The organism is Ochrobactrum sp. XJ1 (genome assembly GCF_024701725.1).
In the GTDB taxonomy this organism is placed as follows: Bacteria; Pseudomonadota; Alphaproteobacteria; order Rhizobiales; family Rhizobiaceae; genus Brucella; species Brucella anthropi.
Genome location: NZ_VDGD01000001.1, coordinates 140,125 through 153,727, shown reverse-complemented (window position 1 = coordinate 153,727; position 13,603 = coordinate 140,125). Strand labels below are relative to the sequence as shown.

Genomic DNA, 13,603 nt, shown 5'->3' with positions numbered 1-13,603 from the left:
ATAGCGGGCCTGTTTTTTGAACACTGTTTCGCGGAGGGCGTGATGTGACCGACCTTGCATCCCACATCAATCATACTGTTCTGGTTGCAATCGCCCCAAAAGTTGCGGTGAAAAAGATTGCCCGGCAGCAGGATATCATCACGAAATGCGGACCTTTGCTGCCTGCTCTCCTGAAAGAGTTTCAGGTGACGACTGCTCTCCGCATTGTGCATTTTCTTGCCCAGATTGCTCATGAGAGCGACGGCTTTTGTACTACCGTCGAATACGCGTCGGGTGCAGCGTATGAGGGTCGGACTGATCTGGGTAACACTCAGAAGGGCGACGGCCCCCGGTATCGCGGACATGGTCTTATCCAGACCACGGGACGCTATAATCATGGACAGTTCACGTCCTGGTCTCGCGCCCGCGATCCTAAATCGCCTGATTTCGTTCAGTATCCCGAGAAGCTCGCTGATTTCCCCTGGGCACTTCTGTCGGCCTTTTATTATTGGTCATCGAAAAACCTGAACGCACTTGCTGACTACGACAATCTGGTTGCTGTCACCAAAGTCGTCAACGGCGGCACGAATGGCCTTGCAGATCGCGCCGCAAATCTTGCCAAGGCAAAGGATATTGTTGCCGAGTTACAGGCCGACAATCTGTCCTCAAATCTCGGCGATGTCGTTTTGCGGCGTGGAATGCGCGGCCTTGCGGTCGCTGACCTTCAGCGTGCGCTACGTGGAGCCGGGTTTTATCATCTGTCGATTGACAGCATTTTCGGACCGGGTACCGAACAGGCCGTCAAGGCATTCCAGCGCGACCATCGACTGGTTGCTGATGGGCTGGTTGGTGCAAAGACCTTTGCCCAACTGAAGCGGTTTATGCCGGAGGTCGCGGCATGAGCGAACCAATCAAGGAACCGGGCTATACCTCCAGCCGACGCTACCTCTGGGGCAGCTTCTACCTCGCCTGGGCTGTTATCGTCATTCTTGTTGGCGCTGCATCGGTTGGCTCCGAGCAGGCCGTTGCGATTGCTCCGATCGTGGTGCCTTCCATGGTCGCGCTGATCGTCGGCGTTCTCGGCGTCCATCGCGGCTTCGGGTCTGTCGATTATTGGGCGCAGGCAAAAACGCTATTCACCGATCGACGGGAGGACCGGCCATGATTGCATGGTTCTCCGCATGGTTCGCCAAGTGGACCTCCCAGATTGTCGTTGCCGCCATCATAATGCTGGCAGCGGCGACCTTGGCTTTCGGTGCTGCTCGCGCGCTCCGCGATACGATCAGCGATGCGGTAGAAACCGCCGAAAAAGCCTGTGATGCGGATTGGTCTCGACAGATCGCCGAGGCCAATGAAGCTGCCGCGAAGAACATCATCGAGCAGATGAAAGCCTCCCAGGCGGCACAGGAAAAAGCCCAGACCGAAATCAACCGTCTCAACAACAAGGTCTTAGAACTGGAGGATGCCAATGCGGCGCTTTCTGACACTCCTGGCAGTGGCATCGATGTTGATCGCTCACGGCTGCTCAATAACCAGTTCATCGGAGGGAAAGCCAATCCTCCGTACTGAATTCGTCAGAGGGCAAGTGCCGTCAGAGGCGCGCAAGCCATGCGATCCACCTGTCACTCTGCCTGATCGCGCCCTGTCGGCGAAAGAGCTGACGCCGCTTTGGGGCAAGGATCGCGCCGCGCTTGCCGTCTGCGAGCAGCGGCGCGGAGCAGCCATAGCCGCAATCGACGCCGTGCCGGTTCCTGCGGAGCGACCAAACTGATGGAAGCGGGAAACAAGGCACATGAACTGGCCGATCTGCGGGCCGAACAGGAGCGCGAAGCCGGTATCGCGGCGGTGCAGTCCGCCTTGAGCCGGAAGGGTTCCGATATCTGCATTTCCTGCGGTGAGGATATCGAACTGGAACGCAAGGCCGCGATGCCATCGGCGAGACGCTGTACGCATTGTCAGCAACGACTGGAGCGGCAGCGTAAGCATTGGGGGCATCGCTAATGGAGATTTCTGCAATCGTTCCGTGGTTGAGCTCAGTCTCGATCCTCATTTCGCTCGGTACGTCGGTGACGATCTTCCTGACGTCCGGGTCGAAGAAGAACGCTGTCACGCTGGATGAGCATGAGAAGCGCCTTTCCAAGGTAGAGAATGAACTTTCCCATATGCCCAACGCGGAAACGGTTCATCAGCTCCAGCTCACCATCACGGAAATCAAGGGGCAGATGGGCGTCATGGCGAAGTCCGCAGAAGCGACAGAACGCACCACACGCCGCGTTGAAGAATTTTTGATTCAGAAAGGACGTTAGGAATGACGGCGGGTTACAAAGAATTTGTCGATCAGAACGTGCGCCTCATCATCCTGAAGGCGCTTGCTATGGAGACGAATGCCAGCCTGAACGATAGTCTGCTTGAACGCGAGCTGGAGCTGTTCGGCTACAAGCGCACCCGTGAATATCTGCGCAACCAGATGCGCTGGCTCGAATCCGAAGCCGGTGCGGTTCGTATCAACGCTGCCGGTACCGCCCTGATCGCTACGCTTACACGCACTGGTCGCGATCACGTCGAGCGTCGTATCGTTCTGGAAGGCATCCAGCGACCCGGCGACGTGGAGTAAATCGCCATGGCAAGCCAGCGCGGCCGGGGCCGTCTTTCCTCCATCGACCTGTTGCCAGAAGAATGCGAACCCGTCATCACCTGGGCAACGCAGGAACTGGCCGCGCGCAAGCGATCGCTCAGCGATATCTATGGCGAGTTCAAGGAAAAGCTGATCGGCCTTCAGGGTGAGCTTGGCCTTGATTTTGATATCCCGGCATTTTCATCTTTCCATCGATTCACGGTTCGCACTGCCCAGATGGCCCGCCGCCTGGAACAGACGCGCGAGATCGCATCCACCATTTCCGAACGTATGGACGCTGCGGGTTCGGACGATCTGACATTGATCGCAGCTGAAGCGATCAAGACGCTGATCTTTGAAATCCTTCAGGACGCAGGTGATGCTGGCATTTCTCCGAAGGGAGCCATGGAACTGGCGAACGCGCTGCGCGCCGCCTCGGCCGCACAGGTCGCATCGTCATCCCGACGCATGAAGCTGGAGGCGGAAGAGCGCGCCCGCAAGGTTGAGGCCGAAATGAAGGAAAAGGCCGAGAAGGCGCTTGATGTCCTTTCCAACGAACCCGGCATTTCGAAGGAAGCCATTGCCCGCGCGCGCCGCGAGTTCCTCGGCGTTCGTCCGCAGAAACCCAAGCCCGAGACACCGGAGGCCAGCCAGTGAGCGAAGCGCCTCTGCCCGGATTGCCACGTGGGCAATGGACCGACCCGCCAGTCATACCGACCGATCCGGCCAAGCTGCCGGATGAATTGCCTCGCGGCGGTGAAATCCCGGATGATCTTGATCCATTGGCCGATGGCGTTCTCATGGAGCACCAGAAGGAATGGATCGCCGACGACAGCTTGTTGAAGGGATGTGCCAAGGGCCGACGCACCGGCATCACCTTTGCCGAGGCGCTTGACGCGACCCTGATTGCTGCTGCGCAACGATCGGCGGGCGGGCAGAACTATTTCTACATTCCCGACACCAAGCCGAAGGGCCGCGAGTTCATCGGTTACGCTGCACATTTCGCCAAGACCGTCGCCAACGAGATGCTGACGATCGAGGATGGCATCTTCTTCGACATTCGTGAAGATGGCAGCACGAATGCGATTTCCAGCTATATCATCCGATTCAAATCGGGTTTCCGTATTGAGGCGCTTTCGTCCAGGCCGGAGAATATTCGCGGCCTTCAGGGCGTCGTCTGCATTGACGAGGCTGCGTTCCACCGTGATGTCCGCGCCGTCATTGATGCAGTTGCCGCTCTCCTGATCTGGGGCGGCAAGGTGCGGGTCATATCCTCCCACAATGGTGTCACCAACCCATTCAACGAACTGGTCAAGGAAGCCGAAGCCGGAAAGAACGGCTTCAACTTCCACACGTTCACCTTTGGCGATGCGGTCCAGAACGGCCTGTTCAAGCGCGTCTGTCTGATCAAGGGCGAGGAATGGACGCTTGAGAAGGAAGCCGCCTGGGAAGCGAAAATCCGCTCGGCCTATGGTACGCGCACCGCCAAGATGCGTCAGGAGCTGGATGCCATCCCGGCCGAGGCCGAAGGTGCTGCACTTACCCGCGTTCTGATCGAGCGCTGCATGAGCCGCGATCTTCCCGGCGTTGTGCGTTGGGATCGACCGGACGAGTTTAAGGACCTGGAGGATTTCGAGCGCGAAGAGCAGGCAGAAGACTTCTGTAAACGGTCATTGAAGCCGCTTCTAGACAGCCTTGATCCTGAGCGCGAACATTGTTTCGGAGAAGACTTTGCGCGATCAGGCGACAAGACCGCCATCATCGTGTTTGAGATCGGAACCGACCTTGTGCGCCGCGCACGTCTTGTTGTCGAGTTGAAGAATATCCCGTTCGATCAGCAGCGCGATATCCTGTTCTATATCGGCGATGCGCTGCCACGGATGATTGGCGGCGCGCTCGATGCGCGTGGCAATGGTCAGTATCTTGCGGAAAAGGCCCGCCAGCGCTGGGGCGAAAACATCCATGAAGTGATGCTTTCGGACAAGTGGTACGCAGCCAACATGCCCGCTTACATCGAGGCGTTCGGCGACAAGTCGGTGCTGTTTCCCTATGACGCTGACATTCTCGCCGATCATCAGGCGCTTGCATATGTCGGCGGCTACATCAAGGTGCCGGACGGCCATTCGACAAAGGGTGCGGATGGATACGATCGCCACGGCGATACCGCACCCGCAGGCGCTCTCGGTTTCTTCGCCTCCAATCAGGAGGCCATCATCTATGAATATGAAACCAACCGGAAGCGTGCCGGTACCGGCAACGACATGCGCGGCCACAATGGTGGGCCACCGCTGGACGATGACCGGCGCGGACGAACGGTTGATATCTATCTGAGAGGATCGTTGTGATGGGCCGTTTTCTTGACTGGTTTGGAAACCTTATTGCTGGCCGTGATCTGACGGACGAGCGGGCCGGTGCGCAGGCGGGCGGTGTGCGCCAGTGGATGTCTGGCCATCCGGCAGATGGACTGACGCCGGTCAAGCTTGCTTCCATTTTACGTAGAGCAGACCAGGGCGACCCGGAAGCCTATTTCGAGCTGGCTGAAGACATCGAGGAGCGAGATCCGCATTACCTCGCGCAGCTCGCCACGCGAAAGCGTTCGGTTGCGCAGTTGCCGATCACGGTGAAAGCCGCGTCCGATAGTCCCGAACACAAGAAGCATGCCGAATTTATCCAGAACTGGGTCAATGAAGGCATTCTGCGTTCGAGCCTGTTCGACATGCTTGATGCGATCGGCAAAGGTATTTCAGCGATTGAGATCGACTGGCGCTTTCACAATGGTCATGTCACACCACGTGCCCTGACGTGGCGAACGCAGCGATGGTTTACGTTTGATCAGGCTGACGGTGAAACGCTTCTGATCCGCGACGATGCGGGTAATCTTCCCATCGTCCCGCACAAGTTCATCATCCATCGTTCCAAGGCCAAGTCCGGCCTCACGATCCGATCCGGCATTGCGCGGATTGCCGTCTGGTGCTGGATGTTCAAAAGCTTCACCGTGAAGGATTGGGCGATCTTCTGCCAGAACTACGGCCAGCCGATCCGCATCGGCAAGTATGGCCGTGGTGCAACCGAGGCTGAAAAGGATGTCCTGTGGCGCGCCGTCTCCGGTATCGCCGGTGACTGCGCTGCGATCCTGCCGCGCGAGATGCTGATCGAGTTTCATGAGGTCGGCTCGAAGAGCAGCTCGACAGATATGTATGAGCGGCGCGCTGACTGGTATGACCGTCAAGTGTCGAAGCTCGTCCTCGGCCAGACGACGACGACTGATGCTGTTTCCGGCGGGCATGCGGTTGCGAAGGAACATCGTCTCGTCCAGGAGGACATTGAGCGTTCCGACGCGCTGGATGGTTCGGATACGCTCAATCAGCAGCTGATCCCGAACATGATCGCGTTCAATTTCGGGCCGCAGGATTTGTATCCGATCATCGCAATCGGGCGTCCGGATGAAGTCCCGCTGAAGGAGTTTGCCGACGCCTTCGACAAGTTTGCCCAACATGGTCTGGAACTGGACGCGGCCTATGTGCGTGACAGGCTTGGTGCGCCCGCTCCGAAGAAAGGGGCTGAGGTCATTGGCGGCAGGCGTCCAACTGCCATCGACCGCCTGTTTGAATCGGATGGAAAGGAGCCCGCGCGCAATGCCGTCAAGCGATTGCTTCATGCCCGCCAGGAACAGTCACCGACCGAAGATATCATCGGCAAGCTGACCGATCGCCTTCAGGAGGATGCAGCGGGGGCTCTCGCCGGACTGACTGAAGACATCCGTGCCGCCCTGGAAGAATCGAAAGACCTTGCCGACGCCGCTGACCGGCTCGCCCGGCTGAAGCTTTCGCCAGACGAACTTGCGACCGCGATGGCGCGGGGTATGGCTCTCGCGCATCTCGCCGGACAGGCCGCTTTGATCGATGACATTGCCGGTCGGAAATAACGCCTCACAGGCGCGCATTCGCTTCCAATGTGAAGCGTTCCCCCAAAATCTGAAGAATGCGCGCCAGTGGCCTTCAAACAGCCTTCAAATTTGATGGTTCAGGAGCTTCAAAGATGACAGATACGATATCGGCACTCGATCTGCCCTTTGACGAAGCGATCCGCTTCTTTCGCGGCAAGCTCAACATCAAGACGCAAGTCTGGACGGATGTTTATGCTGCGGCTCATTCGAGAGCATTCATGGTGGCCGGGGCCGCTTCCGATGCACTGCTCGATGACTTTCGCCGCGAGATCGACAAGGCGCTTTCCGAAGGTACGACGCTTCAGGATTTCCGCAAGTCTTTTGATGCCATCGTGGAAAAGCACGGATGGGATTATCGAGGTAAACGGAACTGGCGTACCCGCATCATCTTCGACACCAATCTGCGCACGGCCTATGCGGCGGGGCGCTATGCCAAGCTCACCGAACCCGAAACGCTCGAAGCCTTTCCATACTGGCAATATAACCATTCCGGCTCGCTCCATCCGCGCAAGGAACATTTGTCCTGGGACGGCATGGTGCTTCGCGCTGATGATACGTTCTGGCGCACCAACTATCCGCCGAACGGTTGGCGTTGCGGTTGTTTCGTGACGCCTGTTTCAGAAGGTGGCCTGCGCCGCCAGGGGAAGGCTCGTCCCGATCATTCGCCCGACCTCGTGTTTCGCGCCGAAGAAGTTGGCGGGCGCACAGTTCGTGTTCCACAGGGCGTTGATCCCGGCTTTGAATATAATCCGGGGATGTCCTGGCTTGATGGAGCAGCCGAGTGAGTGGCGTTTCTCTGGAGGTCGAGGTTGCTGACAAGGCAGTCCATCAGGCGTTTACCCGACTGATCGGCGTAATGGCGGACACGACGCCTGTCATGAGCGCGATCGGCACCGGCCTTGTCGGCTCCACGCATCGGCGTTTTATTACGCAAACATCTCCCGATGGCGCTGCCTGGGCGAAGCTCAATCCCGAATACAAGAAGGGAAAGCGCAACAGCCGCATTCTGACCGAGAGCGGACGGCTGCGCGACAGCATCACGCATCGGGCCAGCCGCGATGCTGTCACCATCGGCACCAACGTCATTTATGCAGCACCGCACCAGCTCGGCGCGACGATCAAGCCAGTTTCGGCAAGTCATCTATGGTTCCGCATGGGTGGCAATCTCATCAAAGCTGCCAGCGTGACCTTGCCCGCACGTCCCTTCCTCGGTATATCAAATGAAGATGAGGCGATGATTGCCGAGACCGTGTTTGGTTTTGTAGCCCGCCATTTCCCCAACAGGTCCGTTCATTAGTTTTCTGGTGCCCGCCTACGCGGGCATGAACTGATTTTGCCGCGCATGGCACATAGTGACCATGCGAAACCTGATCTCGACCCATATTCTAGCCCTCCAGGCAGCAACAGCTGGCGAAGCGCCAGAATGGCTGCATGTGCTTCCGGCTGGCCGCTTTACTGGCTCTGATGGTCGCGGGCCTTATCTGCTGGACAACGCCGAAGCGGTGATTGCTGCCTTCAACGCCGCTGCCCGCAAGCTTCCCGTCGACGAAAACCACTCCACCGACCTTGCAGCCAAGCAGGGCTTTTCGGCCCCGGCACGTGGCTGGATCGTGGAGCTGCAAAACCGCGAGGATGGCATCTGGGGCCGCGTCGAATGGACCGCCGAAGGCCGTTCGATGGTCGAGGGGCATTCCTATGGCTACCTCTCTCCGGTTTTCACGCACACCGCAAAATCCCCGTTCGTTGTTCAGAAGCTGCTGCGCGTGGCCCTGACCAACGACCCAAACCTCAATCTCACCGCTCTGCACTCAACCAACATGGAGACTACCATGGACCTCGACGCTCTCCGGGAGGCGCTCGGCCTGCCGGAAACCGCTGACGAAGCCGCGATCCTTGCGGCTGTCGCTGCGGCTCATTCCGCCCAGACGGCTCATTCCGCATTGATTTCGCGCCTGGCACCGGTTGCTGGTGTTGCCGCCGATGCTGGCGACGACGCCATTGTCACTGCTCTTCAGTCCAAGGCGAAGCCTGCGACCGCTGTCGAGGCGGAAAACGCCGAGTTGCGGACACAGGTGAAGAGCCTGAGCACGAAGCTCGAAACTTTCGTGACCACGCATGCGAAGGAGCGCGCCGAAACCGTGATCGATACCGCGATCAAGGAAGGCAAGGTCGTTCCGGCGCTACGCGACCACATGATCGCGCGTCACACCAAGAACCCGACCGAGGTTGAGGACGAACTCAAGCTGATGGTCTCAATCAACGCCGGTGGCCTTGGTGGACGCAAGCCACCTGAAGGCGAAACCGCAACCGCCGAAGAGCTTTCGGTCGCCTCCATGATGGGTGTCGATCCTGAAGCCTTCAAGAAAGAGCACAAGGCGCTCTTTGGAAAGGGGCAGTAACATGACGGCTTCCGCAGATATTCGCCGCAAGTGGCGCGCGGGTGATGCCTATGGCTACCCGGTACTGGCCGGTGTCCGCATTTTCGGCGGCACCATGATCGGTGTTACCGCCGCGCTCGCTGCCGTGCCCGCAGCCCATGCTGACTGCGTGGCTCTGGTTGGCTTTGCCTCCGAGGCCGTCGACAACCGCGATGGCGCGACGGGCGACCGGCTGATCGAAGCCCGCAAGGGCGTGACCAGCATTCCGCTTTCCGGCGCAACCGCCGCCGATATCGGCAAGACGGTTTATGCGTCGGCCGACGACACTTTCACCTTGGCCGCTGGCGCACTGCTTGCGGCTGGAACCATCGACGCCATTGACGCCGAGGGCGTCTGGCTCAAGACGCTTTAAGGGGCCGACATGGATATCAACATCACGAACCTGCGCGGCATCTATACCGGGCTTTCAACTGTCTTTAATCAGTCACTCGCTGCTACGACAACGTTCTACAACACAATTGCTATGACAGTTGGCTCAACCACGTTCGCCAACGAATATCCTCGTCTGGATGATCTTCCCGGTTTCCGCGAATGGATCGGCGACCGTGTTGCCCATGATGTCGGCGCGACGCTTTATTCGATCCAGAACCGCTCGTTTGAAAAGACCATCGCTATCAAGCGTCGCATGATCGAAGACGATCAGGTTGGCATCTTCACGCCAATCGCTGCGCAGTATGGTCAGGACGGCGCGGCCTTCCCGGACACACTTGTCTGGCCACTCTTCAAGAAGGGTGAAACGACAAAGTGCTATGACGGCCAGTATTACTTCGATACCGATCATCCCGGTTACAACGAACAGGGCAACGAAATTTCGGTATCGAACTTCACGCCTGGCGCACAGCCTGCCTGGTACCTCATTGATGACACTCAGGTCATCAAGCCCATGATCTGGCAGAACCGCAAGGCGATCAAGCTCACCCAGATGTTCGCCGAAACCGATCCCAACGTCTTCTGGCGAGATGAATATGTTTGGGGTGCTGACACGCGCGGGAATGCCGGTTTCGGTCTCTGGCAGCTTGCACACAAGTCCAAGCTGGAGCTGACGATCGAGAATTACGAAGCAGCCCGTACGGCCATGCAATCGATCCGCAAGCGCGATGGTCAGATTAATGCGATCCGTCCAGTCAAGCTCCTGGTGCCGCCAGCGCTGGAAGGTCGAGCACGATCGGTTGTGGAAGCGGCTCTCATCAAAGGCGGTGAGACGAACATCTGGGCGAAAACCGCCACAGTCGTTTCCATACCACACCTCGCCTGAACCTATTCGGCGGGTTTTCCAATCACCCGTCGTTCCCGCCAGCAATTGTATGCCTCTCGGTTGCTGGCGGGGTTTTCGGAAAACGGCTTCACGGCCGCTTTCCCAAAACCCGAAGCTGAAACCTGAAGAAAGTACCCGACATGCCAAAAATCCAGATCATCTGTTCTTCCCCTGGCATTCGCCGCAACGGCATCGTGCACCCGGCCTCGGCCACCTATGACGAAGGTCACTGGACGGAAAAGCAGCTTGAGGCTTTCCGCGCCGATCCGGCTTTCATCGTCCAGGAAGTGGTGGAAGGTTCCGTCAAGCTTTCCGGTAAGGACGTCGATGCAACCATCGCCGCCAAGGTCAAGGAACAGGTCGAGAAGATCGCGCAGGGAATGCAAGCGTCCTTCGAGACCACCGTAAGTGAAAAGGTCGCTGAGAAGCTGACGGAAGCAACCGCCGAACGTGACAAGGAAATCACCGACCTGAAGGCGGAGCTTGCCGCCGCCCAGACCAAGGTCACGGAACTGGAAACCGCTGCCAAGGCTGCACCGAAGAAATAACCCCCGAGCGAAGCGAAACGGTGGCGGAGCAATCCGGCTCCGCCACCACAAACCAGAGGAACATTCGAAATGCTTGCAACTGTCGCCGATATGATTGCCCGCTTTGGAGAGGTGCAGATCGTGCGCCTGTCCAATCCGGAGGATAAGACGGCGACCGCTCCGGACGAGGCCAAAGTCAACACCGCCCTTCAGGACGCGACGTCCACGATCTACAGTTATATTCGCGGGCGCTATCGGGTTCCGATCGCAACGCCGCCTGACGATCTGGTGCGTGCCGCTTGCATTCTCGCCCGTTACGATCTCGCCAATACCGAGCGCGTTTCTCCGACCAAGGAAATGACGGAAGCCCGTGCCGAGGTCATCAAGTGGTTGGAGAACGTCGCCAAGGAACTCGTGCACCTTGAACTGACGCTGGCACCGCCAGCCCAGGCCGATGCAGTCGGCTCCGGGCCGCGCATCTCCGATCGTCCGCGCACCGTCACCCATGAAACGTTGCGGGGCTACTGATGCTTGATTTTCCATTGATGCCAATTCGCAATCAGGAGCCGGTAATTGTGGACCGGCTGCGCATGGCGTTCCCTGAAAAGCTGTTTACGATCGAGCGCGTCCCACAGGTTTTGACGTTGACCGAGTTCGACCGCATTGCGCGCATGGCTCCCTTCATCGGCCTTGCCTGGACTGGCATGCGTCCGGCTTCAAACAACGGACGTCAGCTTCGTGGCGACATGCTGTGGCGTTTGATCCTTGTAAACAGGGTTTCGAGCGGCCTTGAAGCCCGCTTCAAAGGCGATGCTCATGAGATCGGACTTGATGCCATGATCGATGTATCGTCCGTCATCCTGCATGGTGTCAGTTTTGATGATCTCGGAACGACAACCGTCACCACGGCCAACAGCATTATCGCCGATGGCTATACCGAGGACGATGTCGCAATCGCCCAGGTCGATTTCTCCTTCAGCTTCATCTGCCCGGTTGGAAACACCGGCCTGCTGACACTGGACGACTTCAAGTCGCTCGGCATCACCTGGATCACAAATGACGCGGATGCACCTGTCATCACCGAAACCATCAACCCCGAGGAAAGCCATGCTTGAGAAAAAGCTGAAGCTCGCACCCGGTCGCACCGTGCCCATGGAAGATGGCCGCGATTGGCCTGAAAGCGGCGCGACGGTTCCCGTCACTCTTTATATACGCCGCCGCATCGCTGACGGCGATCTGGTCGAGGTTGGCGTCAAGGCTCCAGCCGCGCCAATGCCGACTGCCATCGACAGCAACACCAACGACGACGCGGCCGCGAAGGCCAAGAACGGAGGTAAATAATCATGGCTGACTTCGTTTTTGACGAAATCCCGACCGACTGGCGCTCTCCCGGCACCTATCTTGAGGTCAAGCCGAACTATCGCAATCTTGGCATCTTCGATTATCCGGTGCAGAACCTGATCATCGGCCTGAAGCTTGCCACCGGCACCTTGCAGCCAGGCACCATCACGGAAGTCGTTCGCGATACCGAAGGTCAGGCGCTGTTTGGTGTCGGTTCGATTGGCGCCGAACAGGTGAAGGCGTTCCGCAAGGCCAACAAGACCCAAAGCCTCTTCGTCATGGCGATCGCTGACGACGAAGATGCGGTGAAGGCCAGCGGCACCATCACTTTTACCGGCGCAGTCTCACAGGCTCTTGTCCTTCGCTTCAAGATTGCCGGTCAACAGGTGCGCTTCACCGCGCAGTCCACTGCCACCGTCGCACAGCTCGCAGCATCGCTCGCCGCTGCGATCAACGAAAACACCAGCCTGCCGGTCACAGCTGCGGCCGCTGCCGGTGTCGTCACTGTCACCAGCCGCCATGGCGGTGAAGTCGGCAACGATATCGATCTGCGCGTCGATATCGAGGCGCAACCGCTGCCAACCGGCCTCAACGTTGCGACGGCCAAGATGGCGGGCGGTTCCGGCAATCCCGATCTGACGCCTGCGCTCGATGTGATCGCCAACACGTGGTACACGGCAATCCAGCATCCTTTCAGCGATCCGACCAATATGGGCGTGTTTGCAGACTTCCTGACCAATCGCTTCACCGCGATGTCGAAGCTCGACGCGCATGGTTATGTCGGCAAGAGCGGTACCTTTGCCGATCTTGGCACCTGGGGTCAGCTGACGAACTGCCCATTCCTGACGGCGGTGGGCCTGAATGGCTCTCCGACGAGCTCGTGGGTGTTGTCGGCGGCAGTCATGGGGCTTGCGAGCTTCCACCTTGCCAACGATCCAGCGCGCCAGTTGCGCTCGCTTGTTGTGTCTGGTGTGGAAGCACCAAGTCCCGCCGACCAGTTCATCGAGACGGAACGCGATCTTCTTCTGCGCCGTGGCGTCTCGACCTTCGAAAGCCTTTCGGATGGTTCGGTCACGATCTCGCGCCTCATCACCACGTACCGGAAATCCAACCTCAACGTGGATGATGAAGCGTGGCTCGACATCATGGTGCCCGCCACCCTGTCGCGTATCCGCTACGACTGGAACTCCTACGTTTCGCTGCTCTATCCGCGTGCCAAGCTCACGGACGATGATGACAGCGCAGCATTCGCCGCCAACGTCGGCGATGACGAGGAACCCGGTTCATCGGTTGTCACACCGCGCCGCATGCACGCCTCCTGGGCGGGTCGCTGCCGCCGCTATGGTGATCTGGTCTGGATCGAGAGCGTCGAGGCCACCATCAAACAGAGCGCCTTCCAGCGCTCGTCCAGCGACAAGAACCGCCTCGAAAGCCGACAGCAGATCAAAATCGTCGGCAATCTGATGGTGCTCGCCGGTTCGCTGGAATTCCAGGTCTAAAGGT

General features: G+C 58.6%; 20 protein-coding genes. All 20 read left to right on the top strand.

The annotated features are described in order from the left end of the window. Nucleotides 1-44: 44 nt before the first annotated feature. The 20 genes from FG152_RS00795 (at nucleotide 45) to FG152_RS00700 (ending at nucleotide 13,599) form a co-directional block, all read left to right on the top strand. Nucleotides 45-881 carry a peptidoglycan-binding protein gene (locus FG152_RS00795; protein ID WP_498985000.1) on the top strand — a complete coding sequence of 279 codons (837 nt, stop codon included), beginning with the start codon at nucleotides 45-47 and terminating at the stop codon, nucleotides 879-881. Then, entirely contained in the window at nucleotides 878-1,144 is a 267-nt protein-coding gene (locus FG152_RS00790; RefSeq protein ID WP_498984998.1) for an NAD(P)+ transhydrogenase beta chain, read from the top strand. Before FG152_RS00795 ends, FG152_RS00790 begins: the two co-directional genes overlap by 4 nt. Continuing rightward, the gene (locus FG152_RS00785; protein ID WP_498984996.1) at nucleotides 1,141-1,548 is read left to right on the top strand and encodes a hypothetical protein; all 408 of its coding nucleotides are present in this window, start codon (nucleotides 1,141-1,143) and stop codon (nucleotides 1,546-1,548) included. Before FG152_RS00790 ends, FG152_RS00785 begins: the two co-directional genes overlap by 4 nt. 16 nt (nucleotides 1,549-1,564) lie before the next feature. After that, on the top strand, nucleotides 1,565-1,750 hold the full coding sequence (locus FG152_RS00780) for a hypothetical protein (RefSeq protein WP_235972592.1): 186 nt from the start codon (nucleotides 1,565-1,567) through the stop codon (nucleotides 1,748-1,750). After that, nucleotides 1,750-1,980 (top strand): TraR/DksA family transcriptional regulator, encoded by a 231-nt coding sequence (locus tag FG152_RS00775; protein WP_498984993.1) that lies wholly within the window; start codon nucleotides 1,750-1,752, stop codon nucleotides 1,978-1,980. Before FG152_RS00780 ends, FG152_RS00775 begins: the two co-directional genes overlap by 1 nt. Next, nucleotides 1,980-2,285 carry a DUF2730 family protein gene (locus tag FG152_RS00770; protein ID WP_497213983.1) on the top strand — a complete coding sequence of 102 codons (306 nt, stop codon included), beginning with the start codon at nucleotides 1,980-1,982 and terminating at the stop codon, nucleotides 2,283-2,285. The genes FG152_RS00775 and FG152_RS00770 overlap by 1 nt, the downstream gene beginning before the upstream one ends. Before the next feature lie 2 nt (nucleotides 2,286-2,287). After that, nucleotides 2,288-2,593 carry a VpaChn25_0724 family phage protein gene (locus FG152_RS00765; protein WP_171380722.1) on the top strand — a complete coding sequence of 102 codons (306 nt, stop codon included), beginning with the start codon at nucleotides 2,288-2,290 and terminating at the stop codon, nucleotides 2,591-2,593. A 6-nt stretch (nucleotides 2,594-2,599) separates the two neighbouring features. Further along, nucleotides 2,600-3,250 (top strand): phage protein Gp27 family protein, encoded by a 651-nt coding sequence (locus FG152_RS00760; protein ID WP_171380721.1) that lies wholly within the window; start codon nucleotides 2,600-2,602, stop codon nucleotides 3,248-3,250. Next, nucleotides 3,247-4,938, top strand: a complete 1,692-nt coding sequence (locus FG152_RS00755) for a hypothetical protein (protein WP_498984989.1) — start codon at nucleotides 3,247-3,249, stop codon at nucleotides 4,936-4,938. The genes FG152_RS00760 and FG152_RS00755 overlap by 4 nt, the downstream gene beginning before the upstream one ends. Continuing rightward, nucleotides 4,938-6,518 (top strand): DUF935 domain-containing protein, encoded by a 1,581-nt coding sequence (locus FG152_RS00750; protein WP_498984987.1) that lies wholly within the window; start codon nucleotides 4,938-4,940, stop codon nucleotides 6,516-6,518. Before FG152_RS00755 ends, FG152_RS00750 begins: the two co-directional genes overlap by 1 nt. 113 nt (nucleotides 6,519-6,631) lie before the next feature. Then, nucleotides 6,632-7,324: a phage head morphogenesis protein gene (locus FG152_RS00745; protein ID WP_498984985.1), complete on the top strand. Its 693-nt coding sequence runs from the start codon at nucleotides 6,632-6,634 to the stop codon at nucleotides 7,322-7,324. Further along, entirely contained in the window at nucleotides 7,321-7,836 is a 516-nt protein-coding gene (locus tag FG152_RS00740) for a phage virion morphogenesis protein (protein WP_498984982.1), read from the top strand. The genes FG152_RS00745 and FG152_RS00740 overlap by 4 nt, the downstream gene beginning before the upstream one ends. A gap of 61 nt (nucleotides 7,837-7,897) precedes the next feature. Beyond that, entirely contained in the window at nucleotides 7,898-8,938 is a 1,041-nt protein-coding gene (locus tag FG152_RS00735) for a phage protease (protein WP_498984979.1), read from the top strand. 1 nt (nucleotide 8,939) lies between these two features. Continuing rightward, nucleotides 8,940-9,329 carry a hypothetical protein gene (locus tag FG152_RS00730; protein WP_171380715.1) on the top strand — a complete coding sequence of 130 codons (390 nt, stop codon included), beginning with the start codon at nucleotides 8,940-8,942 and terminating at the stop codon, nucleotides 9,327-9,329. A gap of 9 nt (nucleotides 9,330-9,338) precedes the next feature. Next, nucleotides 9,339-10,232 (top strand): Mu-like prophage major head subunit gpT family protein, encoded by an 894-nt coding sequence (locus FG152_RS00725; RefSeq protein ID WP_498984976.1) that lies wholly within the window; start codon nucleotides 9,339-9,341, stop codon nucleotides 10,230-10,232. Between the two features lie 140 nt (nucleotides 10,233-10,372). Further along, nucleotides 10,373-10,780, top strand: coding sequence for an HI1506-related protein (locus FG152_RS00720; RefSeq protein WP_498984973.1), 408 nt, complete (start codon nucleotides 10,373-10,375; stop codon nucleotides 10,778-10,780). A 69-nt stretch (nucleotides 10,781-10,849) separates the two neighbouring features. After that, the gene (locus FG152_RS00715) at nucleotides 10,850-11,287 is read left to right on the top strand and encodes a phage protein Gp36 family protein (RefSeq protein WP_497213992.1); all 438 of its coding nucleotides are present in this window, start codon (nucleotides 10,850-10,852) and stop codon (nucleotides 11,285-11,287) included. Next, nucleotides 11,287-11,874, top strand: a complete 588-nt coding sequence (locus FG152_RS00710; RefSeq protein ID WP_498984969.1) for a hypothetical protein — start codon at nucleotides 11,287-11,289, stop codon at nucleotides 11,872-11,874. Before FG152_RS00715 ends, FG152_RS00710 begins: the two co-directional genes overlap by 1 nt. Continuing rightward, the gene (locus FG152_RS00705) at nucleotides 11,867-12,100 is read left to right on the top strand and encodes a DUF2635 domain-containing protein (protein ID WP_498984967.1); all 234 of its coding nucleotides are present in this window, start codon (nucleotides 11,867-11,869) and stop codon (nucleotides 12,098-12,100) included. The genes FG152_RS00710 and FG152_RS00705 overlap by 8 nt, the downstream gene beginning before the upstream one ends. A gap of 2 nt (nucleotides 12,101-12,102) precedes the next feature. Next, nucleotides 12,103-13,599: a phage tail protein gene (locus FG152_RS00700; protein ID WP_498984965.1), complete on the top strand. Its 1,497-nt coding sequence runs from the start codon at nucleotides 12,103-12,105 to the stop codon at nucleotides 13,597-13,599. Nucleotides 13,600-13,603: the final 4 nt, after the last annotated feature.

Excerpts from the sequence above, each read along its gene's own strand:
- FG152_RS00725 (WP_498984976.1), top strand. The coding sequence starts at position 9,339 with ATGGATATCAACATCACGAACCTGCGCGGCATCTATACCGGGCTTTCA.
- FG152_RS00715 (WP_497213992.1), top strand. The coding sequence starts at position 10,850 with ATGCTTGCAACTGTCGCCGATATGATTGCCCGCTTTGGAGAGGTGCAG.
- FG152_RS00720 (WP_498984973.1), top strand. The coding sequence starts at position 10,373 with ATGCCAAAAATCCAGATCATCTGTTCTTCCCCTGGCATTCGCCGCAAC.
- FG152_RS00760 (WP_171380721.1), top strand. The coding sequence starts at position 2,600 with ATGGCAAGCCAGCGCGGCCGGGGCCGTCTTTCCTCCATCGACCTGTTG.
- FG152_RS00700 (WP_498984965.1), top strand. The coding sequence starts at position 12,103 with ATGGCTGACTTCGTTTTTGACGAAATCCCGACCGACTGGCGCTCTCCC.
- FG152_RS00745 (WP_498984985.1), top strand. The coding sequence starts at position 6,632 with ATGACAGATACGATATCGGCACTCGATCTGCCCTTTGACGAAGCGATC.
- FG152_RS00770 (WP_497213983.1), top strand. The coding sequence starts at position 1,980 with ATGGAGATTTCTGCAATCGTTCCGTGGTTGAGCTCAGTCTCGATCCTC.
- FG152_RS00785 (WP_498984996.1), top strand. The coding sequence starts at position 1,141 with ATGATTGCATGGTTCTCCGCATGGTTCGCCAAGTGGACCTCCCAGATT.
- FG152_RS00765 (WP_171380722.1), top strand. The coding sequence starts at position 2,288 with ATGACGGCGGGTTACAAAGAATTTGTCGATCAGAACGTGCGCCTCATC.
- FG152_RS00730 (WP_171380715.1), top strand. The coding sequence starts at position 8,940 with ATGACGGCTTCCGCAGATATTCGCCGCAAGTGGCGCGCGGGTGATGCC.
- FG152_RS00790 (WP_498984998.1), top strand. The coding sequence starts at position 878 with ATGAGCGAACCAATCAAGGAACCGGGCTATACCTCCAGCCGACGCTAC.
- FG152_RS00735 (WP_498984979.1), top strand. The coding sequence starts at position 7,898 with ATGCGAAACCTGATCTCGACCCATATTCTAGCCCTCCAGGCAGCAACA.
- FG152_RS00710 (WP_498984969.1), top strand. The coding sequence starts at position 11,287 with ATGCTTGATTTTCCATTGATGCCAATTCGCAATCAGGAGCCGGTAATT.
- FG152_RS00775 (WP_498984993.1), top strand. The coding sequence starts at position 1,750 with ATGGAAGCGGGAAACAAGGCACATGAACTGGCCGATCTGCGGGCCGAA.
- FG152_RS00705 (WP_498984967.1), top strand. The coding sequence starts at position 11,867 with ATGCTTGAGAAAAAGCTGAAGCTCGCACCCGGTCGCACCGTGCCCATG.
- FG152_RS00750 (WP_498984987.1), top strand. The coding sequence starts at position 4,938 with ATGGGCCGTTTTCTTGACTGGTTTGGAAACCTTATTGCTGGCCGTGAT.